This is a genomic window from Ligilactobacillus acidipiscis (assembly GCF_900116935.1).
In the GTDB taxonomy this organism is placed as follows: Bacteria; Bacillota; Bacilli; order Lactobacillales; family Lactobacillaceae; genus Ligilactobacillus; species Ligilactobacillus acidipiscis.
Window position 1 is genome coordinate 1,331,466 of sequence record NZ_LT630287.1, and the last position, 25,098, is coordinate 1,356,563.

Annotated in this window: 20 protein-coding genes and 1 pseudogene; 20 read left to right on the forward strand and 1 reads right to left on the reverse strand. The window is 39.1% G+C overall.

The genetic code is table 11. The features are described from left to right. Nucleotides 1–167: 167 nt before the first annotated feature. The 16 genes from dapB to BQ5903_RS06200 all read left to right on the forward strand — a co-directional run bounded on the left by dapB (nt 168) and on the right by BQ5903_RS06200 (nt 17,651). The gene (gene dapB, locus BQ5903_RS06125) at nt 168–944 is read left to right on the forward strand and encodes a 4-hydroxy-tetrahydrodipicolinate reductase (RefSeq protein ID WP_010494108.1); all 777 of its coding nucleotides are present in this window, start codon (nt 168–170) and stop codon (nt 942–944) included. Continuing rightward, nucleotides 941–2,137 (forward strand): CCA tRNA nucleotidyltransferase, encoded by a 1,197-nt coding sequence (locus BQ5903_RS06130; protein ID WP_056972153.1) that lies wholly within the window; start codon nt 941–943, stop codon nt 2,135–2,137. Before dapB ends, BQ5903_RS06130 begins: the two co-directional genes overlap by 4 nt. A gap of 51 nt (nt 2,138–2,188) precedes the next feature. Then, complete coding sequence (locus BQ5903_RS06135; protein ID WP_079579143.1) at nt 2,189–4,087, forward strand: ABC-F family ATP-binding cassette domain-containing protein; 1,899 nt, start codon at nt 2,189–2,191, stop codon at nt 4,085–4,087. 39 nt (nt 4,088–4,126) lie between these two features. Beyond that, on the forward strand, nt 4,127–5,083 hold the full coding sequence (locus BQ5903_RS06140) for a thymidylate synthase (RefSeq protein ID WP_010494123.1): 957 nt from the start codon (nt 4,127–4,129) through the stop codon (nt 5,081–5,083). 219 nt (nt 5,084–5,302) lie between these two features. After that, a complete protein-coding gene (locus tag BQ5903_RS06145; protein ID WP_079579145.1) occupies nt 5,303–6,250 on the forward strand; it encodes an SGNH/GDSL hydrolase family protein in 948 nt (315 codons plus the stop codon). Further along, nucleotides 6,250–6,891, forward strand: a complete 642-nt coding sequence (locus BQ5903_RS06150; RefSeq protein WP_010494127.1) for a YpmS family protein — start codon at nt 6,250–6,252, stop codon at nt 6,889–6,891. Before BQ5903_RS06145 ends, BQ5903_RS06150 begins: the two co-directional genes overlap by 1 nt. After that, a complete protein-coding gene (locus BQ5903_RS06155) occupies nt 6,891–7,118 on the forward strand; it encodes a YozE family protein (RefSeq protein ID WP_056972156.1) in 228 nt (75 codons plus the stop codon). The genes BQ5903_RS06150 and BQ5903_RS06155 overlap by 1 nt, the downstream gene beginning before the upstream one ends. A gap of 24 nt (nt 7,119–7,142) precedes the next feature. Then, nucleotides 7,143–8,588, forward strand: coding sequence for a S41 family peptidase (locus BQ5903_RS06160; RefSeq protein WP_056971579.1), 1,446 nt, complete (start codon nt 7,143–7,145; stop codon nt 8,586–8,588). A 202-nt stretch (nt 8,589–8,790) separates the two neighbouring features. Beyond that, nucleotides 8,791–9,669, forward strand: a complete 879-nt coding sequence (ylqF, locus tag BQ5903_RS06165) for a ribosome biogenesis GTPase YlqF (RefSeq protein ID WP_079579147.1) — start codon at nt 8,791–8,793, stop codon at nt 9,667–9,669. Beyond that, nucleotides 9,662–10,462 carry a ribonuclease HII gene (locus BQ5903_RS06170; RefSeq protein ID WP_079579149.1) on the forward strand — a complete coding sequence of 267 codons (801 nt, stop codon included), beginning with the start codon at nt 9,662–9,664 and terminating at the stop codon, nt 10,460–10,462. The genes ylqF and BQ5903_RS06170 overlap by 8 nt, the downstream gene beginning before the upstream one ends. Before the next feature lie 49 nt (nt 10,463–10,511). Then, nucleotides 10,512–11,390 (forward strand): DNA-processing protein DprA, encoded by an 879-nt coding sequence (gene dprA, locus BQ5903_RS06175; RefSeq protein WP_056971577.1) that lies wholly within the window; start codon nt 10,512–10,514, stop codon nt 11,388–11,390. 91 nt (nt 11,391–11,481) lie between these two features. Further along, nucleotides 11,482–13,602, forward strand: coding sequence for a type I DNA topoisomerase (gene topA / locus BQ5903_RS06180; protein WP_079579151.1), 2,121 nt, complete (start codon nt 11,482–11,484; stop codon nt 13,600–13,602). Between the two features lie 194 nt (nt 13,603–13,796). Beyond that, complete coding sequence (gene xerC / locus BQ5903_RS06185) at nt 13,797–14,696, forward strand: tyrosine recombinase XerC (protein ID WP_010494157.1); 900 nt, start codon at nt 13,797–13,799, stop codon at nt 14,694–14,696. Nucleotides 14,697–14,725: 29 nt separating this feature from the next. Continuing rightward, nucleotides 14,726–15,250 carry an HslVU peptidase proteolytic subunit gene (gene hslV, locus BQ5903_RS06190; protein ID WP_010494159.1) on the forward strand — a complete coding sequence of 175 codons (525 nt, stop codon included), beginning with the start codon at nt 14,726–14,728 and terminating at the stop codon, nt 15,248–15,250. 66 nt (nt 15,251–15,316) lie between these two features. Then, on the forward strand, nt 15,317–16,738 hold the full coding sequence (gene hslU, locus BQ5903_RS06195) for an ATP-dependent protease ATPase subunit HslU (RefSeq protein ID WP_079579153.1): 1,422 nt from the start codon (nt 15,317–15,319) through the stop codon (nt 16,736–16,738). 34 nt (nt 16,739–16,772) lie between these two features. Then, on the forward strand, nt 16,773–17,651 hold the full coding sequence (locus tag BQ5903_RS06200; protein ID WP_079579155.1) for an aldose 1-epimerase family protein: 879 nt from the start codon (nt 16,773–16,775) through the stop codon (nt 17,649–17,651). A gap of 58 nt (nt 17,652–17,709) precedes the next feature. Here the strand turns inward: BQ5903_RS06200 and plsY are convergent, their stop codons facing one another. Then, a complete protein-coding gene (gene plsY, locus BQ5903_RS06205; RefSeq protein WP_010494164.1) occupies nt 17,710–18,339 on the reverse strand; it encodes a glycerol-3-phosphate 1-O-acyltransferase PlsY in 630 nt (209 codons plus the stop codon). Between the two features lie 278 nt (nt 18,340–18,617). Here plsY and parE point away from each other — a divergent pair, with 278 nt between their 5' ends. The 4 genes and pseudogenes from parE to BQ5903_RS06225 form a co-directional block, all read left to right on the forward strand. Continuing rightward, nucleotides 18,618–20,648: a DNA topoisomerase IV subunit B gene (gene parE / locus BQ5903_RS06210; RefSeq protein WP_056988056.1), complete on the forward strand. Its 2,031-nt coding sequence runs from the start codon at nt 18,618–18,620 to the stop codon at nt 20,646–20,648. Nucleotides 20,649–20,713: 65 nt separating this feature from the next. After that, nucleotides 20,714–23,122 carry a DNA topoisomerase IV subunit A gene (parC, locus tag BQ5903_RS06215; protein ID WP_231920939.1) on the forward strand — a complete coding sequence of 803 codons (2,409 nt, stop codon included), beginning with the start codon at nt 20,714–20,716 and terminating at the stop codon, nt 23,120–23,122. 132 nt (nt 23,123–23,254) lie between these two features. Continuing rightward, entirely contained in the window at nt 23,255–23,758 is a 504-nt protein-coding gene (locus BQ5903_RS06220; protein WP_172823833.1) for an LURP-one-related/scramblase family protein, read from the forward strand. A 65-nt stretch (nt 23,759–23,823) separates the two neighbouring features. Next, nucleotides 23,824–24,917 (forward strand): annotated as a pseudogene (locus tag BQ5903_RS06225) (NADH-dependent flavin oxidoreductase); the annotation flags it as partial. Nucleotides 24,918–25,098: the final 181 nt, after the last annotated feature.

A 25,098-nucleotide genomic window follows, 5' to 3' on the forward strand; every position in this document is an offset into this window, starting at 1 on the left:
TTACTTTAACAAAATAAGCAAAAATAAACAATGATCAGCCTGCTTCCCGACATTTTTTAATACATTTCTTTTTAATACGGCTAGAATTTTTGCTCCTTAACCTAGGGTACCAAATTAATGATATCTTTGCTAAAATGGGAACAAGACTTTGCAAGGGGATGGTGTCAGTGATTAGAATCTTAGTTGCTGGATATAAAGGAAAAATGGGCCAGCAAACAGTAACAATGATTTTAGAACATAAGGATTTTGAATTAGTCGGTGTTTATGATCCACATTCAGCGGATAGTTCATTAGTCACAGGCGGTATCGAAGTTCCAGTTTATTCTCAACTTACTGCGATCCCAGATAGATGCGCAGATATTTGGGTAGACTTTACTTCACCTGCAGTTGTTTACGAAAATGCCAAAGCGGCTTTAGTTAAAAAGATTCATCCTTTGATCGGTACGACAGGACTATCTGATGACCAAATTACCAAATTACAGGGAATTGCTCAAGCAAGTGATATTTCGGGCTTGATAGTGCCGAATTTTGGCATTTCAGCCGTATTATTAATGGAATTCGCCCAACAAGCAGCTAAATATTTACCAGATGTTGAAATTATCGAAATGCATCATGATCAAAAAGTAGATGCTCCCTCAGGTACGGCGCTCAATACAGCCAAGAAAATATCGGAAGTACGGCAGTCACATCATCAAGGAGCACCTAATGAAAAGGAAATTCTCAAAGGTGTTCGTGGTGGCGAATATGATGGTATTAGGCTGCATGCTGTGCGTCTGCCTGGATATGTGGCTCATGAACAAGTATTATTCGGCGGTCCAGGAGAAGCTTTAACGATCCGACAAGATTCATTTGATCGAGCATCTTTCATGACTGGGGTCGCGCTTGCAATTGAAAAGATCCAGACAATATCAGGCTTGAGAGTAGGTTTGGAAAACGTCCTATGAAAGTAATTAATTTACCTCAAAATTTTATCGATGCACGCCCCATATTGGAGCAATTACAAAAACATGGTTATGAAGCATATTTCGTCGGTGGGAGTGTCCGTGACACCCTATTAGAAACAAGTATCAATGATGTTGATATCGCCACAAGTGCGTACCCCGCTGAAGTTAAAAATATTTTCAAAAGAACAGTCGATACAGGTATCAAGCATGGGACAGTCATGATCTTGGACCACGGACAGGGGTATGAAGTCACTACTTTTCGAACCGAAAGCGGATATCAAGATTTTAGGCGTCCCGACAGTGTAACCTTTGTGCGTTCTTTAAAAGAGGATCTAAAAAGGCGCGATTTAACGATCAATGCGCTTGCCATGGATCCACAAGGCAATATTATTGATCTTTTTGGCGGCTTAAATGATCTCAAAGCAAAAACTATTAAGGCAGTTGGTCAACCGGCTGCCAGATTCCATGAAGATGCTTTACGGATGATGCGTGCCGTTCGTTTCGTAAGCCAGTTAGGCTTTACTTTAGATAACCAGACACGTTTAGCAATCAAAGAAAACGCACCGTTGTTAACGAAAATAGCAGTCGAACGGATCCATGTGGAATGGATCAAATTAATGCTCGGCAAAGATCCACAAAAAGGGTTAAATGAATTTCTTAAGACTCAAATGTTTCAATACTGTCTGTCTTTTAAGGAACACGAAGAAGGTTTAAAAAAGATTGCCCAACTTTCCAACTTGAATTTGCACTCCGAAATTGCGGTGTGGGTTTTGATCGGCCATTTCTTTGGACTAAAACCTGAAGAAACTGGACAAATGTTACGGGAATGGAAAAGTTCCAATGAAATAATCGCTGATGTTGTTAAAGCGCAAAAAGCCTTGAATCATTTTCCAGTTCTAAATCCACAGGTCCTCTACCAAACAGGGTTGCCATTGTTGTTAGTTGCAAATCAGGTAGCAAAGTACGAAAATAATGCATTGCCTGAAGCAACATTATCCGACTGGTACAATTCTTTGCCAATTAAAAGTAAAAAAGAACTTCAATTAACCGGGACAGACTTGATAAAAAACTTGGAATTTAAGCCTGGCCCTCAAATTGGAAAAACTATTAATTCCATAGAACAGCTTGTTTTAAATGGAAAATTGCCTAACAAAAAAGAGGCTTTATTGCATTATACAAAAACAGTAATGTAGGATTTTATAAAAAGAGATATTTAATGACATTTGCATGAAAGAGTGAAAATTTTGCAAACACTACGGGTAGAACATTTAACAAAAACGTATGGTGAAAAAACTTTATTTGAAGACTTGAACTTCATTATTAACGAGCACGATCGAATTGGTTTGATCGGTACAAATGGTTCAGGTAAAACAACTTTGCTTAATGCAATTAGCGGAGCTGATCCGGCGGATTCAGGAGAGTTGATTCATGCTAACGATTATGAGATCGGCTATCTACGGCAAGATCCTGAATTGGCTGCTGATGAAACAGTTATGGAAGCTGTATTTCAGGGGAGCGCTGCAGTTTTTAAAATCATTCGTGCTTATGAAGAAGCTTTGCGTGAGCTTGAACAGCATCCTGAACGTAAAGATGCAGTGACCCGTTTCTCACAAGCTGAAGAACGCATGAACGAGGCAGATGCGTGGACTGCAGAAAATGATGTTAAAACTATTTTGACTCAGCTGCATTTGGATGAACTAGACCAAAAAATCGCAAATCTGTCAGGAGGCCAAAAAAAACGGGTCGGTTTAGCCCAAATTTTAATTCAAAGCCCTGATTTATTGATTTTAGACGAACCAACAAACCATCTGGATTTTGATTCTATTGATTGGCTGGAAGATTATCTTAAAAACTATCAGGGTGCTCTTTTGATAGTGACACATGATCGATATTTTCTAGATCACGTCGCCAATCAAATCTATGAGTTGTCTTTTGGTAAACTTTACACTTATCAAGGCAACTATGAAGATTCTGTCCGACAAAAGGCTGAAAGACAAGAAAAAGCACTGCAAAAAGAGCATAAAGACCAGCAATTATACAAAAAAGAATTAGCATGGATGAAAACTGGTGCTAAAGCTCGTTCAACTAAACAGCAAGCTAGGATCAACCGTTTTGAAAAATTAGCGGACAAAGTGAGCAACAAAGTTCAAGTCGACCAAAACATCGATATCAATTTAGGACAGCAACGTTTAGGAAAAAAGGTTATTGAATTAAAAGAAGCTTCACTTAAATTGGGAGAACATCAAATAATTCAAGACTTCAGCACGATGATCAATGCTGGAGATCGCATCGGTATTACCGGAAAAAATGGTGCAGGCAAGTCGAGTTTTCTAAATATTCTAGCTGGACAGCTTTCGCTTGACTCTGGGGAACTAATAATCGGTGAAACTGTCAAAGCTGCTTATTATCGGCAACAGACTGAGACGATCCCTGAAGACAAACGTGTTATTAACTACTTGAATGAAGTAGCCCAAAATGTAGTTAATACTGAAGGTGAACGGATCAGTACGACCCAGTTGCTAGAACAATTTCTTTTCCCACGTTTTATGCATGGAACATTGATCAGAAAATTATCTGGGGGAGAAAAACGGCGGCTATACTTGCTGAAACTACTGATGATGCAGCCTAATGTTTTATTCTTGGACGAACCGACCAACGATTTAGATGTGGGGACCTTGACAATTCTTGAAAATTATTTAGAGACATTTGCTGGAACTGTCGTCACTGTTTCACATGACCGTTATTTTTTGGATAAAGTCGCAGATCGTTTGCTGATTTTCGATGGTGATGCCAAGATTGAGCATTATAGCGGGCAGTTTACGGATTACTTGAAACAAGAAAAACAAAGTACTAGAGTAACATCTAAGAAAGTGTTGCCTGCATCTCATAAATCGGAAGCAGCAGTTCAAAAACCTAAAGTCAAAACTAAATTAACTTACGCCGAACAAATCGAGTTTGATAATTTGGAACAAGAAATCGATCAAATCGAACAAAAGACAAAAGATGTTAAAGAACAGATGGCGACGATCAGCGGAGATGACTATTTGCAGTTAGGTGATTTACAGCAACAACTGACGACCTTAGAAAAAGAATCGGAAGAAAAAATGGCACGCTGGGAAGAGCTTGGACAATATGTCGATTAACTTTGTTACAGACTGCTAAATAAATATTGGAGGAAAGTTATGACTAAGTTAGAGGAACCATATTTACAATTGATCAGAGATATTTTAGATCATGGTCACTATAAGGGAGATCGGACCGGGACGGGGACAAAGAGTTTATTTGGCTATCAAATGCGCTTTGACCTTAGCCAAGGATTCCCATTATTAACAACGAAGAAGGTCCCCTTTGGCTTGATCAAAAGCGAATTGTTGTGGTTTTTAAATGGCGACACTAATATCCAATTTTTATTAAAACATAAAAATCATATTTGGGATGAATGGGCCTTTGAGAAATGGGTCAACAGTCCTGAATATAATGGCCCTGACATGGCGGATTTCGGATTACGTGCACAACGAGATCCTAAATTTAATCAAGAATATCAGGAACAAAAGAAACTTTTCTGTCAAAAAATTATTGATGATGATAATTTCGCAAAAAAATATGGTGATTTAGGAGACGTCTATGGTGCCCAATGGCGACGCTGGCAGACTCGTTCTCATGAAACGATCGATCAGATCCAAAACGTGATCGAAACTATCAAAAATAACCCTAACTCACGCCGGATGATCGTAACCGCCTGGAATCCTGAAGATGTGCCCTCAGCCGCTTTACCACCTTGCCATACTCTTTTTCAATTTTACGTATCTAATGGTAAATTAAGTTGTCAATTGTATCAAAGAAGTGGTGATGTTTTCCTAGGAGTTCCATTTAATATTGCCAGTTATGCCTTACTGACAAGCCTGATCGCACGAGAAACCGGCCTAGAAGTTGGTGAGTTCGTTCATACTTTAGGTGATGCTCATATTTATGTCAATCATTTGGAACAAGTCAAAGAGCAGCTCCAGCGAGAACCAAAAGACGCACCGCAATTGTGGCTAAATCCAGAAAAGAAACATATTGAAGATTTTACGATGGCAGACATTAAGGTCACCAATTATGAATCATGGCCCGCTATCAAAGCTCCAGTTGCGGTTTAAAAATAGTTTAAGCTGTTAATAAACACTATTTCACTTTCTTCAAAGTGGTGAAAGGTGTTTTTTGTTTTTGGAACATTAAACTCCTCATAACAGCTTGCAATTAATGTTAAACAATAAGTTAATTATAAATTCTGCAAAATAGTGTTTAGAGAATATAAAATTTAAAATTATCATGCTATGATAAATGCACGTGGATCTATTTGAATAAGGGTGGGATAAATGAAAAAAATAACTGAGATCAGCAAATTTTTAATAACTTTGTTGGCTCTTAGCTGTATTTTCTTTGGAATTTTTTATTTTCTGGCTCGTCCACATCTGGATCAGTCATCGCAGCCAGAACAAACTGCTCACACAGAAGCTAAAAAGCACAAAGAAACAAAACTAACTGATTTAACTGTAGTTGGTTTGGGCGATTCATTGACCTATGGTGTCGGCGATACCCAAGAACGGGGAGGCTATGTTTATCTGCTCAAACAAAAATTACTTAAAAATGATGCTAAAAGTGTAACTGATTTTAATTTTGGCAAAACCGGAGATACAACTACTCAAATCAAGCAAAGACAAGATTCTCAAGCTGAAATCAAACAGCAGCTGAAAAAAGCAGATGTGATCACGGTCACAGCGGGTGGAAATGATCTGATGCATGTCTTGCAAAATAATTTTCAAACCATATCTTCCAACCATTTTAATGACAGCATGCAAAGAGCAAAGGACAGTTATCGTTTGAACATGACGGCTTTGTTAAAAGATATTCGTGCGACGAACAGCAAGGCGCCGATTTTCCTATTTTCTGTTTATGACCCTTTTTATGTCTATTTTCCAGGAATAACCGCTTTACAAAAATATACCTCACAATGGAATAAGGTAGCGGCTGAACAAGTCAAACAATTAGACTCGACTTATTTTGTCGATGTCGAGCGGCAATTGTCTGAAGGACAATATTATGGCAAGTCAAAAGTAAACTTAAAAAAATCAACTAATGCCGATCTTAGTCAAGCAGATGATAAAAATTTGGAAAAACTATTATCAGATCCGAAAGAAAAAAATGATTATTTGTCCGCAGAAGATCATTTCCACCCTAATGATGATGGATATCAATTGATGACTAAAAAGCTGTACAAAACTATGCTTAAACATAAAGAAACTTGGTTTAAGGAGACACAATAATGAAAAAAAGTACCCAAAAGAAACGTAGTGTTGCAAATAAAAAACACAGAAACCCATGGAAAATCGCTTTTACCGTTCTATTAGCAATGATCATTGCCAGCGTCGCATTTGTAGCGGTTGAAGTATATACACCAAGTACAAAAGTGCAGCAGGAAGCCAAAGTCCAACCCGCCACGAATCAGATGACTTCCATTCATGTCAAAATGGACAAAAAACAGTTAGGCAGTGTACTTAATTATTACTTAAACCATCAGCAAAAAAATAGTAATAATATTAAATATAAGTTTATTTTAAATCAGTCAGCCATTTTGATCGGAACTACCAAGGTTTTGGGCGAAAAGGTCTCATTCACGCTATATGCTGTTCCAACTCTTAATAAGGATGGCAATATTTTGTTGAAAATAAAATCAGTTGCAATTGGTTCGTTAAACGCTCCTAAACAATTTATTTTAACTTATGTGAAGAATCATTTTAAAACTGGACGCGCAGTTCAAATCTCTCCTAAAAAATCCGAGATCACTTTGAACTTAAACCGTGTAAAAACTAAACAAGGTATTCGGGTCAAGGGGCAGTCCTTGGATCTTAAAAATGATGATATTCGGTTTAGAGTATTGATTCCACTCGGAGAGGAGGAAAAATAATGGACAATGAAATGACATTTTACCAATTTTTAATGACTTTACGGGATCCCGATGACTATGATGAGGTCGTTCAATTTGCCAATAATGCATTTTATGATCAATCATTTCCAAAACAGCAAACAAACTATCAAAAACTTTCACAGTATTTGGAAATGAACGGTAATTATTTGCCTTCCATGACAATCTTTGATGACGCTTGGCAGCAGTATTTAGAAAAAATACAATAGAATATATGAAAGAAGGCCCGATTTTTGGATGAAAAAAATAAGCAGTTCAAAAAATCTTCAAATAAAAAGAAATCTTTTAGCCTAACTACACTCATTATCACAGGAATCGCAGCACTTTTACTCGGTGGTGGCGGGGTTTTTGCATTTATGAATTCACGTTTACAGGCTGCTGAACAAACTAGCGAATCTATGGGAAAAATCAATGCTGTCTATAAAGCACTCGACAGCTACTATTACAAAGGTATCAGCAGAAAAAAGCTTGAGAATGGTGCAATAACTGGCATGGTCAACGTTTTAGGAGACCAATTTTCAGAATACATGACAAAATCTGAAACACAGTCATTAAATGAAACTATTTCTTCTAGTTTCACTGGAATCGGTGCAGAAGTTCGTAAATCTGGCGATCAAATCCAGATCGTGTCCCCGATTTCTGGGACGCCAGCTCAAAAGGGAGGCTTAAAGGCCAAGGATATTATCTTAAAAATAGATGGTAAGTCATTGAATGGATACTCCTTGAATAAGGCAGTCTCCCTGATTCGCGGCAAAAAAGGGACTTCTGTCAAGCTCCAGATCAAACGGGGAGATTCGGTTTTTGAAAAATCATTTAAACGAGATACTATTCCTGTTAAAACAGTTAATGGAAAACTTGCTGGTAAAGATAAAAAGGTTGGTTATATCCAGGTAACAACTTTCTCCAATAATACTGCAAAAGAAATGAAACAAACGATCAAACAACTCAGAAAAAAAGGCGCAAAATCATTCGTGATCGACATGCGGGATAATCCAGGAGGTTTGATGGACCAGGCTCTTAAAATGTCATCCATGTTCTTGAAAAATGGGCAAACGATCATGCAAGTCAAGCAACGCGGTAGCAGGCCTGAAGTTTATAAAGCAGGTAAAAAATATGACGATGGTTTCAAGGTTCATGAAAAAACAGTAGTGATGATCAACGGTGGTTCGGCCAGTGCAGCTGAGATCTTCTCCGCAGCTTTGAACCAATCCGCTGGGGATAAACTTATCGGAACTAAATCGTTTGGTAAGGGTACTGTACAAAATGTGATGCCATTCAAAGATAAAACTGAACTTAAATTAACGATTGCCAAGTGGTTGACACCAAATGGCTCTTGGATCCATGAAAAAGGATTGCAGCCGACAATCAAGGCTGATTATCCTAAGGTCGCTTATCAAGCGATGATCAGCACAAATAAAACTTATAAAGAAAATGACGTTTCCAAAGAAGTTGCTCGTCTACAAAACTTCTTAACGGCTCTAGATTATGATCCGGGCCGGACAGACGGGTATTATAGTACAGAAACAAAGGCAACTGTACAAAAATTCCAAAGAGAACATCATCTAGATCCGAGCGGTACTGCTGATAAGCAAACAATTAATAGCATTCAAGAAGCAATTGCTCAATTAGTCGTTCATTCAGATCATGCTTATGATGCAGCGATCAAAGCGGCGCAATAAATGATAATTAACAAGTAATACTCTTCGTTTTTGAGAGTTATTACTTGTTTTTTTGACAAAATTTCAAGTTAAACGTTGTGCATAATAGTTCCTCACGAATTTGGTTAAATAGATAGTCCCGTGTATAATAACAAGATGAAAGTTTTTATCTCTATTATTAACATATCGGTTTCAATAGGCGGGATAAAAAAGGAGGAAAAGTATGGCAATCATTCAATGGTATCCGGGTCATATGGCAAAAGCCTTACGACAGGCAAAAGAAAATCTCAAAACCGTCGACATCGTGTTAGAATTGGTAGATGCACGTTTACCAGAATCATCGCGAAATCCTGAATTAAAAAGTATTTTGGAAAATAACCCAGCCATTATTGTTTTAACAAAAATGGATCTTGCTGACCCAAAGCAAACAAAAAAATGGTTAAATTATTATGGAACATCTGGTCAACCCGCTGTAGCCGTCAACAGTACTAACGGATCTCTGAAAGTTATTGAAAAGAAAATCAATACTGTTCTAGCCGACAAATTAGCTAAACGTGCGGAGAAAGGGATCCAGTCAAAAAAGATCAGTGTGATGTGCATTGGTATCCCAAATGTCGGCAAGTCAACTCTCTTAAACCATATGGTGAAAAAGAATGTAGCTTCCGTTGGTGATAAACCGGGGGTCACGAAAAAACAACAGTGGCTCAAAGCCGGTAAAAACTTACAGTTACTTGATACACCAGGTATCTTATGGCCTAAATTTGAGGATCCCCTGGTAGGTCAAAAGTTGGCACTGACCGGTGCGATCAAGGATCAATTATTTCATGACGACGATATTGCTTTATATGCGATAGAATTTTTTAAGGAAAATGGAGCCCCATATTTACAAAAACGTTATAGTCTGACAGAAAATGAAATGTCTGCCTCGGATGTGGATACGTTGCTGGCCATTACCAAAAAAGCTGGTTTCCGCGGTGATTATGAGCGAGGCGCGCAACGACTGATTCAAGATATTCGTAATCAAAAACTAGGTCGATATACTTTAGATACGGTACCACAAACTATTGCATCTGATTCAAAGAAAGCGGACCCTAATGAGTAATGAAAACAATAAGAAAAAGAACATTGTACAAATCAAAACTTTTTTAAAAAAATCTGAAAATCACCCAGAAACGTTAACACCTGAAATAATGGATGAGTTGCGTAATGACGAACGGCAAGGTGTTAGGCAACTATTGAAAAGCTTGGAAAATAAACAGGCCAAGCAAGCTAAAAAAAAAGCTTCCTTTGAAAAAAGACTGCTTTTAGAAAAAGAAGCTTGGCAAAATGGCAACAATTTAGTCGCAGGGATCGATGAAGTTGGAAGAGGACCATTAGCAGGACCTGTTGTCGCAGCAGCAGTGATCTTACCGCATGATTTTGCACTATACGAAGTTAATGATTCTAAACAATTAAGCATTAAAAAAAGAGCACAGTTAGCTCCGCTGATCAAAGAACAAGCGCTTAGTATTGGGATCGGGGTCGCTGATAATCAAAAAATCGATGAGATCAATATTTATGAAGCAGCAAGATTTGCGATGGAACAAGCAGTTTTACAGTTAGACCCTCAACCTGACCAGCTCTTGATCGATGCCATGGTCTTGCATACAAAAATTCCCCAGCGCAAATTGATCAAAGGTGATGCACGCTCAGCTTCCATCGCAGCGGCCAGCATAGTTGCCAAAGTCACCCGTGACCAGTTGATGACGGAGTATGCGCAACTCTATCCAGGCTACGGTTTTGAAAAAAATGCCGGTTATGGGACCAAACAACACTTAGCTGGACTCAAAAAATATGGTATCACACCCATTCACCGCCAAACTTTTGAACCAATAAAGTCAAAATTAATTAAATAAAATCGTCGCCTTTTGCGTATTTACATAAAAAAGCAAAGGCGGCGTTTTTATGGATGATCGATCTTTTTTATTACGGATCCATTTGTGTTCAGGGATCGGAGTCAAGGGTGAAAATAAAATTTATTCTTTTATGCAAAAAAATAAACGACAACCACAGCTCATTGAACTTGCTGAGTTGCTTTCTGGTCTTAAAATTGATCTACAGCAATTTTTAACTGATTTTCACTCTCAAGCTACTACGCAGAAAATGATCATCAATCAGCACCATGGCGGGATACTTACAATTCTTGATCCTGAGTATCCAGCGCAACTAAAAGAAACATTTGAACCACCTAATATTTTGTTTTATCAAGGGAGATTAGAACTGCTTAAAAGACCTATTCTGGCAATCGTTGGTGCTAGAAATATGACGAAGTATGCAACAGTCGTGTTAAAAAAGCTAATACCTGATATTTGCACACACCAGATCACGGTCGTTAGCGGAGCTGCTCGCGGGGTCGACAGTTTGGCCCACCGACTTGTTTTAAATGCCAATTCGGATACGATCGCTGTGCTCGGGACTGGCCTGGATCAAGTTTATCCAAGGAAAAACTACGAATTACAAACCTTAATGGCACGCCGAGGTCTTGTCTTAACCGAATATGAATTGGGGCAAAAACCATTGCCATACCATTTTCCACTTCGTAACCGTATCATTGCCGGTTTATGTCAAAGTCTATTGGTAGTGGAAGCTAAACATCATAGCGGCAGCTTGATCACAGCTAATATTGCTTTACAAGAAAATAGAAACATTTTAGCAGTCCCAGGTCCGATCAACAGCAACTTATCAGTCGGAACCAATGAATTGATCCAGGCAGGGGCTAAACCGGTCTTAAATAGTACTGATATTCTTGAAGATTTTTTAAACTCCTTGACAAACCAAACTTGAAAGGCATAACATTGTTATCGATTTTGATTACTCAATTTAAACATGCAATAGTTATAATTAAAATACAATTCAAACAAAGGAGTGGGACGTTTTGCCAACCTCCACACAGCCAAAAACTAAGACAAAAAAGAAAAGAAGCACTAGGAAAACAAAAAAAAATTTAGTGATCGTTGAATCTCCGTCAAAAGCCAAAACAATCGAAAAATATTTGGGATCACGCTATAAAGTTATGGCAAGTTTAGGACATATCCGTGATTTGCCAAAAAGTAAGATGGGTATCGATGTTGAAAATGATTATGAACCTCATTATATTTCGATCCGCGGCAAAGGCGATGTGATTAAGGAACTGCGCAAGGAGGCTAAAAAAGCCGCGCACGTTTATCTTGCGGCCGATCCCGACCGTGAAGGAGAAGCAATTGCTTGGCATCTTTCCTACTTGCTAGGATTAGATCCTAAAGACAAAAATCGTGTTGTCTTTAACGAGATCACCAAAGATGCAGTAAAAAATGCATTTAAGAATCCCCGGGCGATCGATATGTCTCTTGTTGACGCACAACAGGCTCGCCGGATCTTAGACCGCTTGGTTGGATATTCGATTTCTCCGTTATTATGGTCGAAGGTCAAAAAAGGGCTCTCTGCGGGTCGAGTACAGTCGATTGCGTTAAACTTGATCATTCAAAGAGAAAAAGAAATCAAAGAATTTGTTCCAGAAGAGTATTGGAACATCGACTCGCAATTTCAAAAAGGACGAAGTAAATTTGATGCCAGCTTTTATGGACTTGCTGGTAAAAAAACAGCTTTAAATAATAATGATGCAGTTCAAAAAGTCCTGAAAAAAATCTCCAAAGATGACCCATTTAAAGTAGCTGCAGTTGTCAAAAAAGAACGTAAACGATTCCCTGCATTGCCGTTTACAACCTCGACGATGCAACAAACGGCAAACAACACATTAAAATTCAGAACGCAAAGAACAATGATGATCGCCCAACAATTATATGAAGGGATCAACATTGGCCGCGGTGGTTCGGTCGGTTTGATCACTTATATGCGGACCGATTCAACCCGGATCTCTACGGTAGCTAAGCATGAAGCAGCAAAATTTATCACTGAAACGTACGGCGGTGAATATGCAGCTTCCAAGCCGCGAGCCGGTAAGCTTTCTGAAAATGCTCAAGATGCCCATGAAGCTATCCGGCCTTCCTCGGTAATGCGAACACCGGACTCTCTGGAAAAATATTTATCTAAGGATCAAATGAAGTTATATTCATTGATCTGGTCACGTTTTGTTGCCAGTCAGATGACACCTGCAATAGTTGATACCGTCCGTGCTGACTTAGTTCAAAATGGCGTGACTTTCAGGGCAAATGGTTCGAAGATGAAATTTCCTGGATACACTAAGGTTTATTCCGAATCCAAACGGAAAGACAATATTTTACCTGAACTAAATGAAGGCGACGAAGTCACTTTAGTAAAAAATGACCCGAGTCAGCATTTTACTTTGCCACCGGCCCGTTATTCCGAAGCAACTTTGATCAAAACCCTAGAAGAAAACGGTGTCGGTCGTCCTTCAACTTATGCACCAACTTTAAGCACGATTCAAAAAAGGTACTATGTTAAACTCACAGCACGTAAGTTTGAACCAACCGAATTAGGTGAGATCGTCAATTCCATGATCACGGATTGTTTTCCAGACATTTTGGACGTATCATTTACCGCAGATTTGGAAGATGAATTGGATCAAATCGAAGAAGGTAAACAAGAATGGGTCCAAGTGATCGATCAATTTTACCGTCCGTTCGCCAAGGAAGTCGCCAGTGCTGAGCAGAAACTTGAAAAAGTTAAGATCAAAGATGAACCTGCTGGGTTTAACTGCGACGTCTGTGGCGCACCAATGCTGATCAAAATGGGACGTTATGGTAAATTTTATGCTTGCAGCCGTTTTCCTGACTGTCGGAATACTAAAGCCATTGTCAAGAAAATTGGTGTAACTTGTCCGAAGTGTGGTAAGGGTGATGTGGTTGAAAGAAAATCTAAGAAAAACCGAATTTTCTATGGTTGTTCACGTTACCCCGATTGTGACTTCATTTCTTGGGACCAACCAGTTGGACGAAAATGTCCAAAATGCGACCATTTCTTGGTTTATAAAAAATCGAAAAAAGGTGCGCAAGTCAAATGTCCAAATGGCGACTATGAAGAAGAACTACAAAAGTAACTAACAAAAAGATCCCAATGACTTCACTCATCAAGATAAGTCCGATGTTAATTGGGTCTTTTTTTAGTGAAAATGATCTGTCTACAAGATACCTTGTGAAAAAATTAAGAAATGTCGAATAAGTCTCCAGAATTCTTGACTATTTTTGACCATTATAGGAAAATACAATTAAACATTGATTTGAAGGTGGCACGATGGAACGTAAGTGGATCATAGAATATCAGGATTATCTGAAATATGAACGTCAATATTCCGCAAAAACCGTTAAAGCGTATACAGATGACATCGCTGATTTTTGCAATTTTTTAACAGAAAACGGCGGAGGATCATCTTTTGCAGCGATCACGGAAAACGATGTTCATGTTTATATGAGTTATCTTTATGAGCAAGAATATAAAGAAAATAGTGTTTCACGAATGATCTCGGGACTACGGTCATTTTATCGTTTTTTACTGAAAAATGATTATGTGAATAGTAATCCGTTTATCTATGTTCAGCTAAAACGTCATTCGCGGGCTTTACCACACTTTTTCTATGAAAAAGAAATGAATGCCTTGTTTGAGGCTACAACAGGTAATTCTAACAAGGATATGAGGAATAATGCTTTGTTAGAAACATTGTATGCAACAGGAATGCGTGTTTCCGAGTGTACAAGTTTAACGGTGCAAGTCGTTGATTTTGATAACCGAGCAATGCTTTTACATGGTAAGGGCGGGAAAGACCGCTATGTGCCCTTTGGTCAATATTGCGAAAATGCTTTAAAAAAATACTTTGCAAAAGTCCGCACACCGGTAATGGAAAAATACCAAAAAGAGCATGATTTTGTATTTATTAACCATTATGGTGATCCGATCACGGCTGCTGGTATTACCTACGTTTTGAATCAGATAGTTAAGAAAAGCTCTTTACAAACAACGATCCATCCTCATGAGCTGCGACATACGTTCGCTACTCATTTAATGAGTAATGGTGCTGATTTGCGGGCCGTACAAGAGTTACTGGGTCACAGCAGTCTTTCAACCACACAAATATATACCCACGTTACCACGGAAAATCTGCAAGAGAACTACCGCAAATTTTTCCCGCGGGCGTGATCATCTTTTTTACAGGAGGAAATTATTTCATGACAACAATCTGCGCCGTTCGGCATAATGGACATACAGCAATGGCTGGTGATGGGCAAGTCACCATGGGAGAAAAAGTCATTATGAAAGGAACTGCACATAAGATCAGAAAGATCTATGATAATAAAGTAGCAGTCGGTTTTGCCGGCACGGTTTCTGATGCCTTTAATCTACAAGACCGTTTTGAAAAGAAGCTTAACCAGTATAGTGGTAATTTGCAACGTGCAGCTGTGGAACTAGCCCAAGAATGGCGCGGTGACCAGCAGTTGCAAAAACTCGAAGCTTTATTAGTCGTAATGGACAAAGATAATTTATTGTTGGTGTCTGGTTCTGGAGAAGTGATCGAACCTGATAATGATGTTTTAGCGATCGGTTCGGGTGGAAACTATGCTTTATCCGCTGCAATCGCGTTAACTAACCACGCCCCAGAGATGAGTGCCGAAGAAATCGCTAAAAGTTCTCTCCATATTGCAGGAGATATCGATATTTTCACAAACCACAACGTCATCACAGAAGTACTCTAAACTAACCTGAAAGTCTGAAAGGAGTGAAGGTGAAGTTGCAATTCAAGAACTTCACCGCTTAATTTTATGGATCCAATGGATAAAACACCAAAACAAATCGTTAAAGAACTTGATCGCTATGTGATCGGCCAAGACGAAGCAAAAAAGGCAATCGCAGTTGCTTTACGTAATCGCTATCGCCGAATGCAGCTTCCAGAAGAAATGCAAGAAGAAGTGACGCCTAAAAATCTATTGATGATCGGACCGACCGGTGTCGGAAAAACAGAAATCGCCCGCCGGCTGGCTAAAATCGTCAATGCGCCTTTTGTTAAAGTTGAAGCAACCAAATTTACAGAGGTTGGTTATGTGGGTCGTGATGTTGAATCGATGGTCCGTGACCTAGTTGAATCTGCTTATAAAATGGAACAAGATAGATTGTATGCAGAAGTCAGAAGTGAAGCGGTTGCTAATGCAGACAAAAGATTAGTCAAGCTTCTAGTTCCCGCACAACGAAAACAAACACAACAAAATCAGCAAGAAAACTTTATGCAAATGATGCGTGACTTGCAAAGCGGTAAAATGCCTCAAGGCCTTGCCAGCCAAGAAGATGAAGAAGGCGAGGTCAACGATCAGGTCAGAAATGAGCGTTTAAGTGTTAGTGAAAAGCTTAAACGTGGTCAGTTAGAAAATGAGGAAGTTACCATTAAAATCGATGACCCTTCGCAAAACAATAACAATTCTTCTGACATGCTCAATCAAATGGGGATCGATCTCAATGATGCTTTAAGTTCCCTTGTACCAAAAAGGAAAGTCACTCGGACGATGAGTGTTACTGATGCCCGAGAAGTTTTAGTTCAAGAAGAATCTGAAAAATTGGTCAATGTTGCTGATCTTGCTGATGCTGCAATCAAACGCGCAGAAAATACTGGGATTATTTTTATCGATGAAATTGATAAGATCACTTCCCAATCCAAGCAAAACTCTGGGGAGGTTTCTCGCGAAGGGGTTCAACGTGACATCTTGCCGATCGTTGAAGGCTCGGCAATCAAAACTAAGTATGGTTTCATCAATACTGATCATATTTTGTTTATCGCTTCTGGTGCATTCCAAGACAGCAAACCTAGTGACCTGATTGCAGAACTCCAAGGCCGCTTCCCGATCCGAGTAGAGTTGAATGATTTAAGTGCAGAAGATTTTGTCAAGATTTTGACCGAGCCAGATAATGCTTTGGTTAAGCAATATATTGCATTGATCAATACTGATAATATTTCTGTTACTTTCACGATCGAAGCTATCCGTAAAATTGCCAACATTGCCTTTGCAGTCAACCGCGATACGGATAATATCGGAGCTCGTCGTTTACACACTATTTTAGAGCGGCTCTTACAAGATTTGTTATATGAGGGACCAGATATGCAAATGGGTGAAATAACGATCACTGAAGCTTACGTAGAACAAAAAATCGGCAAGATCGCCGCAGACAAAGACTTAGCACATTATATTTTATAAAGAGATCATTAACTAATTTCGGGAGGGTTTCAAGATGGCAGTAATTATTGAAAATGATAAAATTCGCGCAGTGATCAATGAACATGGCGCTGAATTAAGTAGTTTGATCGCTAAGGGCACCGGGATCGATTATATGTGGTCTGGTGATGCAAAATATTGGGGACGTCATTCGCCAGTATTATTTCCGATCGAAGGGAAACTAAAAAATGATAGTTATCATTTTAATGGTCAAGAATATCATATGACACAACATGGATTTGCCCGCGACCAAGATTTTGCTGTGGTGGAGTGCGATGACCAACATGCTACTTTCGAGCTGACACAAAATGCAGCAACTAAGGAAAAGTATCCTTTTGATTTTCGTTTGCATTTGACTTACTCGGTTAAAGACACTACATTAACGCTGGATTATTCTGTTTATAACCCAGCTGATGAGCAGGAGCTCTTCTTTGCACTGGGAGCTCACCCAGCCTTTAAGGCTCCGTTGATGCCAAACGAAAAATATACAGACTACGAATTAAGATTTGCTCCCGCTAAAACCAGAAAGAAAATTCCTTTGGCAAATAGTTTGACCGACCCAATGCATGAATTTGATGTTAACGAAAACCGGTTGGCAGTCAGCCGTGAATTATTTAAAAACGATGCATTGATCTACAACTTGCAACAAGAACCGACAAAAATTACTTTACAAGATACAAAGCAAAAGCATGGTATTCAAGTTGATACTAAGGGTGCCAAGTATGTTGGTATCTGGTCTGCCTATCCTAAAGATGGTCAATTTGTTTGTATCGAACCATGGTGGGGCTTAGCTGACCCGCAAGATGCCGATGGTGAGTTGACCCACAAGTTTGCCATTAATAAATTGGCATCCCACCAGGAGTTTAAGGCCGGCTTTTCAGTTTCGCTCTTTTAACAAAAAAGATAAGTTGGAGTCCTACTCAAGTTTTCGAGTGACTACACAACTTATCTTTTTATTTATTATCTTTTTCACGTTTCTGGCGAGCCCGATAACCTAAACCAAAAGGAACCATATTTTCTTTGCCTTGACGGATCCGGGAAATGTTCCCCCAATGTCTGACAAAAACGAAGATAGTCAAAACAAATGCAACAGTAGTTAAGATCCAATCTTGATAAAACAAAGAGCTAAGCGTGATCAATGAAAAGCCGATCATGCTGGCGACACTGACCATACTTGTCAAATAAATGGTTATCAAGAAAATCGCCCAAGCCAATAAGAAAAACTGCCAATTATAGACCAGCAAAACACCGACACTAGTCGCAACTGTTTTGCCTCCCTTGAATTTAGCAAAAATTGGAAAGGCGTGACCAAAGATTGCTGCTAGCCCGATCAATAAGGCATTCGCATTTGACTGGAATAGCATAGGGAGCAAAGCAGTTGCAGAACCCTTCAGCATGTCGATCAACAAAACGACTACCCCAGCTTTTTTGCCTAAAACCCGAAAAGTATTAGTCGTTCCCATATTACCACTACCGTAATTACGAATATCTTTATTAAAGAAAATCTTGCCGATCCAGACACCGGATGGTATAGAACCAAGTAAATAGCCAATTAGGAGCATCCAAATAATATTTAGATCCACATTTTTTGCCTCCTTTATCTTGCCTTTTAATTCTAGCAGTTTATTGTGCTTGGAGCAATTTAAATTATACCCCGTTTTTATAAGAAAAATTACCCAAATGAGCTTAATTTATTTTATACTTAGACAATGTTCCTTGCTGTTAAAGACCGCCGTTTCGGGCTGTATAGCAAGAGTGTTACTTTACAGAATAGCTATATATGGGTTATGATAGAAAAAGTTTGTCAGATCATCGTAAGTAATGATCTTACTTGTTTAACCGGAAGGGATTTGAAAGTTCAATGACAAAACCTAAATATAATGATGATTCGATTCAAGTCTTAAAAGGGCTGGAAGCAGTTAGAAAGCGGCCTGGGATGTATATCGGATCTACTGATACCCATGGTTTACACCACTTAGTTTATGAGATCGTAGATAATGCGGTGGATGAAGCACTATCAGGGTATGGTAAAAAAATTGATGTGACGATTCATGCTGATGAGTCGATCACCGTATGTGATTATGGCCGAGGCATGCCTGTTGGGATGCATTCTACTGGTATCCCAACTGTTGAGGTGATTTTTACCGTTTTGCATGCCGGAGGTAAGTTCGGACAAGGCGGTTATAAAACTTCAGGTGGATTGCATGGTGTTGGTGCATCAGTCGTCAATGCCTTGTCTTCCAGTTTAACTGTCAATACGGTCCGCGATGGGATCGAATATGAGGAAGATTTTAAAGATGGTGGTCAACCAATCGGTACTTTACGTAAAATCGGCAAAACTAAGCGACCGAGCGGAACCAAAGTAACCTTTAAGCCTGATCAGACAATTTTTTCCACAACGCATTATCACTATGACGTTTTAGCTGAACGTTTGAGAGAATCAGCCTATTTGTTAAAAGGTGTCCAGATCACATTGACCGATGAACGTAACGACCAGCAAGATATCTTTTTATATGAAGAAGGAATCAAGGAATTTGTTTCTTATTTGAATGAAGATAAAGAAACTATCGGTGACGTTATGTACTTTGATGGTTCCAAACAAGGTATGGAAGTGGAAGTAGCTGCACAATATAACGATGGGTACTCCGAAAACGTGTTGTCGTTTGTTAATAACGTTCGCACCAAGGATGGGGGGACTCATGAAGCCGGTCTGCGTTCTGCTTGGACCAAAGCTTTTAATGACTATGCCCGCAGTGTTGGATTACTAAAAGATAAAGATAAAAATATGGAAGGCAGCGATGTCCGTGAAGGATTGTCCGCAGTGATCTCGGTAAGAGTACCTGAGGAGTTGCTTCAATTCGAGGGACAGACCAAAGAAAAATTAGGTACTCCAGAAGCGCGAACCATCGTCGATGGTATCGTGGCTGAACAACTCAATTACTATCTGATGGAAAACGGAGAATTCGCACAAGACCTAGTGAGAAAATCGTTGCGCGCTAGAGAGGCACGTGAAGCAGCTCGTAAAGCCCGTGACGAAAGTCGTAATGGAAAGAAGCGACGTAAAAAAGACCAGCTTCTTTCAGGTAAACTAACACCAGCTCAATCGAAAAATGCTAAGAAAAATGAACTATTTTTAGTCGAAGGTGATTCTGCCGGTGGTTCAGCGAAGCAGGGTAGAGATCGCAAATTTCAAGCGATCTTGCCCTTAAGAGGTAAAGTACTTAATACAGAACGGGCTAAACTCCAAGATATTGTCAAAAACGAAGAGACCAACACCATGATCTATACGATCGGTGCTGGAGTCGGGGCAGAATTTAACCTGGAAGATGCTAATTATGACAAAATCGTGATCATGACTGATGCAGATACCGACGGAGCTCATATTCAAATCTTGCTGTTAACTTTCTTTTATAAATATATGCGACCAATGATCGATGCTGGACGGGTTTATATTGCTTTGCCGCCTTTGTATAAATTACAAAAGACAGTTAAGAAAAAACAGGTCATTGAATATGCTTGGACTGATGAGGAACTAAAAAAAGTCAGCCAAGAAATGGGCAAAGGATATTCACTCCAACGTTTCAAAGGTTTAGGAGAAATGAACGCTGACCAATTATGGGAAACGACTATGGATCCAGAAACAAGGACTTTGGTTCGTGTGAAGATCGATGATGGCGCCTTGGCTGAGAAACGTGTCACAACATTAATGGGCGATAAAGTTGAGCCGCGTCGTAAATGGATCGAAAAAAACGTGAAATTTTCACTGGAAGAAGACGGCAGTTTATTAGATACGGTTGCCGTAGAAGGTGCTCATGGTGAAAAGCTTACGAATGAAGAAACAAGTGAAACACTATTTGATGATAAATTAGCTCAAACCAAAAATAACAAGTAGAGGGGTGAAAGTACGTGGCGACTACAGAACATAACAATATTCAGGAATTATCACTTGAAGCTGTCATGGGGGAAAGATTCGGACGCTATTCTAAGTATATTATCCAAGAACGTGCTTTACCTGATATCCGTGATGGTTTAAAACCTGTTCAGCGGCGAATCCTGTTTGCAATGGACCAAGATGGCAATACCTTTGATAAAGCATTTAGAAAATCAGCTAAGTCGGTCGGAAACGTGATGGGTAATTTTCATCCGCATGGTGATTCATCGATCTATGAAGCGATGGTCCGCCTCAGTCAGGATTGGAAACTACGTGAACCACTGATTCAAATGCATGGTAACAATGGTTCAATGGACGGTGACCCACCTGCTGCTATGCGTTATACCGAGGCGCGCTTATCTGAAATTGCTGGTGACATGCTAAAAGACATTGACAAAAAGACCGTTGAAATGGTCTTAAATTTTGATGATACAGAGTATGAACCAACTGTTTTGCCAGCCCGTTTTCCTAATTTATTAGTCAACGGAGCTACGGGTATTTCCGCTGGGTATGCAACTGAGATCCCAACTCATAATTTGGGAGAAACAATTGAAGCTACAATTTACCTATTAGATCATCCAAATGCTACGTTAGATGATCTAATGAAATTTGTAAAAGGTCCTGACTTTCCAACTGGCGGCATTTTACAGGGAATAGACGGGATCAAACAAGCCTACAAAACTGGGCGAGGAAAAACGATTTTACGCTCTCGGACTGAAATTGAAGAATTACGCGGCGGAAAACAACAAATCGTCGTAACAGAGATCCCATATGAAGTTAATAAGGCGATATTAGTCAAACGGATCGATGAATTACGTCTTTTGAAAAAAGTTGAAGGAATCGCCGAAGTTCGTGACGAAACAGATCGTGAGGGTTTGAGGATCGTGATCGAGCTTAAGAAAAGTGCAAATGCGACAGGTATTTTAAATTATCTTTTTAAAAACACCGATTTACAGATCTCCTACAATTTCAACATGGTCGCGATCAATAAAAAGCGTCCTGAACATGTTGGTTTGAAAGCGATCCTTTCAGCATACATCGATCACCAACGTGACGTTACTACTAAACGGACTCAATTTGACCTAAATAAAGCCCAAGAGCGCGAACATATCGTTGCTGGTCTGATCAAAGCTCTCTCTATTTTAGACAACGTTATTAAAACGATCCGTTCGTCTCAAAATAAACGTGATGCCAAGCAAAATTTGATCACGAAATATGACTTTAGTGAAAATCAAGCAGAAGCAATTGTTTCTTTGCAGTTATATCGTTTAACAAATACCGATGTGACTGCGCTAGAAAAAGAAGCACAAGAATTAGAAAAGCAAATTGCAAAATATCAGAAAATTTTGGCTGATCCACAAGAATTGGATAAGGTGATCAAAAAAGAATTAAAAGCTGTTGATAAAAAATATTCAACTCCAAGGTTAACCGAGATCCAAGTAGAGATAGAATCATTGACCATTGAAACTGAAGTTATGGTAGCAGCAGAAGATGTGAAAGCCTTAGTTTCACGTGATGGTTATGTCAAGCGTTCGTCCCTTCGGTCGTTTAAGGCTTCTGGTCCTTCTGAAAACGGGCTAAAAGATGAAGACCGAGTGATTTTTTCAGCGACCGTCAATACGTTAGATCATCTGTTCATGTTTACCAATAAAGGAAACGTCATCTATCGGCCTATTCATGATGTAACAGAAGCTCGCTGGAAAGATACAGGAGAGCATCTTTCGCAAACTGTCGGTCTGGCAAATGATGAGTATGTCATTTCTGCATATTGTTTTAAAGATTTAAAACAGGGCGGCAAGTTTGTTTTTGCAACTAAAGAGGGCTTTATTAAGCAAACTGAACTCGCTGATTTAAAACCCGGAAGATCCTACAAATCACGTGCCAGCAAGTTTATGAAATTAAAGACTGCGTCCGATGAGATAATTTTGATCTCCTATCAAAAAAATGATGACCCTGCATTGCAAGTTCTTTGCGCTTCCTATGGCGGCTATGGACTTCGTTATACACTAGATGAAGTTCCAACAAGCGGAACAAAGGCAGCAGGTGTTAAAGCTATGGATCTCAGAGAAGATCGCCTGACTAGTGTGACACTTGTTCATGAAACAGACGATTTAGCTCTTATCACACAACGTGGTTCATTCAAACGAATGAAAGTTGCTGAAGTTCCCCAAACAACAAGGGCACGACGTGGTGTTCAAATTTTACGTGAACTCAAGAAAAATCCTCATCGTGTTCAGCTGACGACGTTATTACAACCTAATAGTAAATTGTATATTACAACTAACAAGGATCAAGTTATTACCGTTGATCCATTCGAGCATCCAAGCAATGATCGTTATTCAAATGGTTCATTTGTTTTAGATGTTGAAACCCAGGGAACTCCAGTCTGGGTACAAAATAAAGTTGAAGATAATTCAGACTCAACAGAAATTTAAATAAGAATTAAGCTGGGAATGTTATATTCCCAGCTTTTTGTGTATAGCAAACTAAATAATGGTATTTTTGAAAAGAGTTGCGTGCTAAACTTAAAGGTAGTTAATCAACTATTATTTTTAGGAGAAATCAAAATGAAACAACTATATGTTAAACAAAAAGTTTTTAGCGCTGCTGAGAAATTCACCGTGCGAGACACTGACAACCAAATCCATTATTACATTAAAGGTAGTCTATTTAATGCTCCTAAAACTTTTGAAATTCAAGACGCACAGCATAATATAGTAGCACAGATCACTAAAAAAGTTCTTGCCTTTTTACCTAAATTTATCATTGAATCATGCAACAACCCAACAGTTGAAATAAAAAAAGAACTTTCCTTACTAAGACCACATTATACATTTAGCCCGCAAAACATTACTGTTAAAGGCGATCTTTTCGAAATGAATTTTTCTATTTTAAACAAGAATGAAGAAATTGCAACTATCCATAAAAAAATATTATCTTGGGGTGATGCATACGAGATAACCATTTTAGAGCAACAAGACAGTGAAGATTCGTTGAATAACGAGATCTTAGTTGTCGGATTAGTGGTTGCGATCGATTATATGCTAGCACAAGATAGGTCACAGGTTTAAAGGCCTTTTGCTTTAACTAAAACGATAACTGTACTATGTATCATATGAGACAGGGAGGTTATCAGATGGCCGAATATACATTTTTACAACCATATACTTTTAGAAATAAAGACATCAAGTTAAAAAACCGGATCGTGATCCCGCCGATGACTGAACGCATGTCATTTGAAGACGGTACTGTTACTAGTGATGAAACAGCATATTACGCACAGCATACCGGCGGGGCGGGGATGTTCATTACTGCTGTTGCCAATGTGAATTCGCTTGGTAAGGGCTTTGAGGGTGAACTAAGCATTGCCGACAATAGATTTTTACCTGGTTTAAATAAATTAGCTCGCAGCATACAACGAAACGGTACAAAAGCGATCGTACAAATATTTTGCGCTGGAAGGATGTCAAGCAGTGCGATTTTAAGAGGAAAGCAACCGGTTAGTGCCAGTGACATTCCCGCACTGCGAGCAGATTCACAAAAACCGCGTGCACTTTCAGAAGATGAAATCATACAAACGATCAAAGATTTTGGTGCAGCTACAAAAAGGGCAATTGAAGCCAGCTTTGACGGAGTTGAGTTGCATGGCGCAAATACTTATTTGCTGCAGCAATTCTTTTCACCACACTCCAATTTTCACCACACTCCAATAGACGGACAGATAAGTGGGGCGGTTCATTAGAAAAGAGAATGCGTTTTCCACTTGCCGTCATCGAAGAAGCTACACAGGTAATCAAGCAATATGCTGAGAAGCCATTTTTGCTCGGCTATCGGATTTCACCAGAAGAAATTGAAAAACCAGGAATAACTTTAGAAGATACACTTGAGTTTATAGATAGGTTAAAAGAAACTAAAATCGATTATCTGCATGTTTCACAAGGCGACGTTTGGCGGACATCGCTTCGTGATCAAAATTCCAGTCAGATCGTGAATGAAGTCAACAGAGATCGTGTAGCTGGTGCATTCCCGTTAATAGTTGTTGGTAGCGTAAAAAAAACTCCCCAGGAAGCCGAAAAAGCCTGTAAATCGTTCGATATGGTCGCATTAGGCCACGAATCTTTGTGGGAACCTAAATGGGTTCAAAAAGTTGAAAATGGTGATGAATCAGCTATCCGTTATTCAGTATCCAAAGAAGATTTAATTGATTTGGGCATTCAACCCAGCTATGTTTAAGCAGCAAAAATAAACATCTGCGTTGCGATCAATAATTAGCATTTAGACAGCTTTTACAGTTAAGATATTGCAAAAGCTGTCCTTATTTTTTTGACTAAAAATCAGCTATAACAAATTAATGATATAAATTTAATTACCAGCATTAATAACTTGTTTACTAATTTTTCAAGAAAATTAA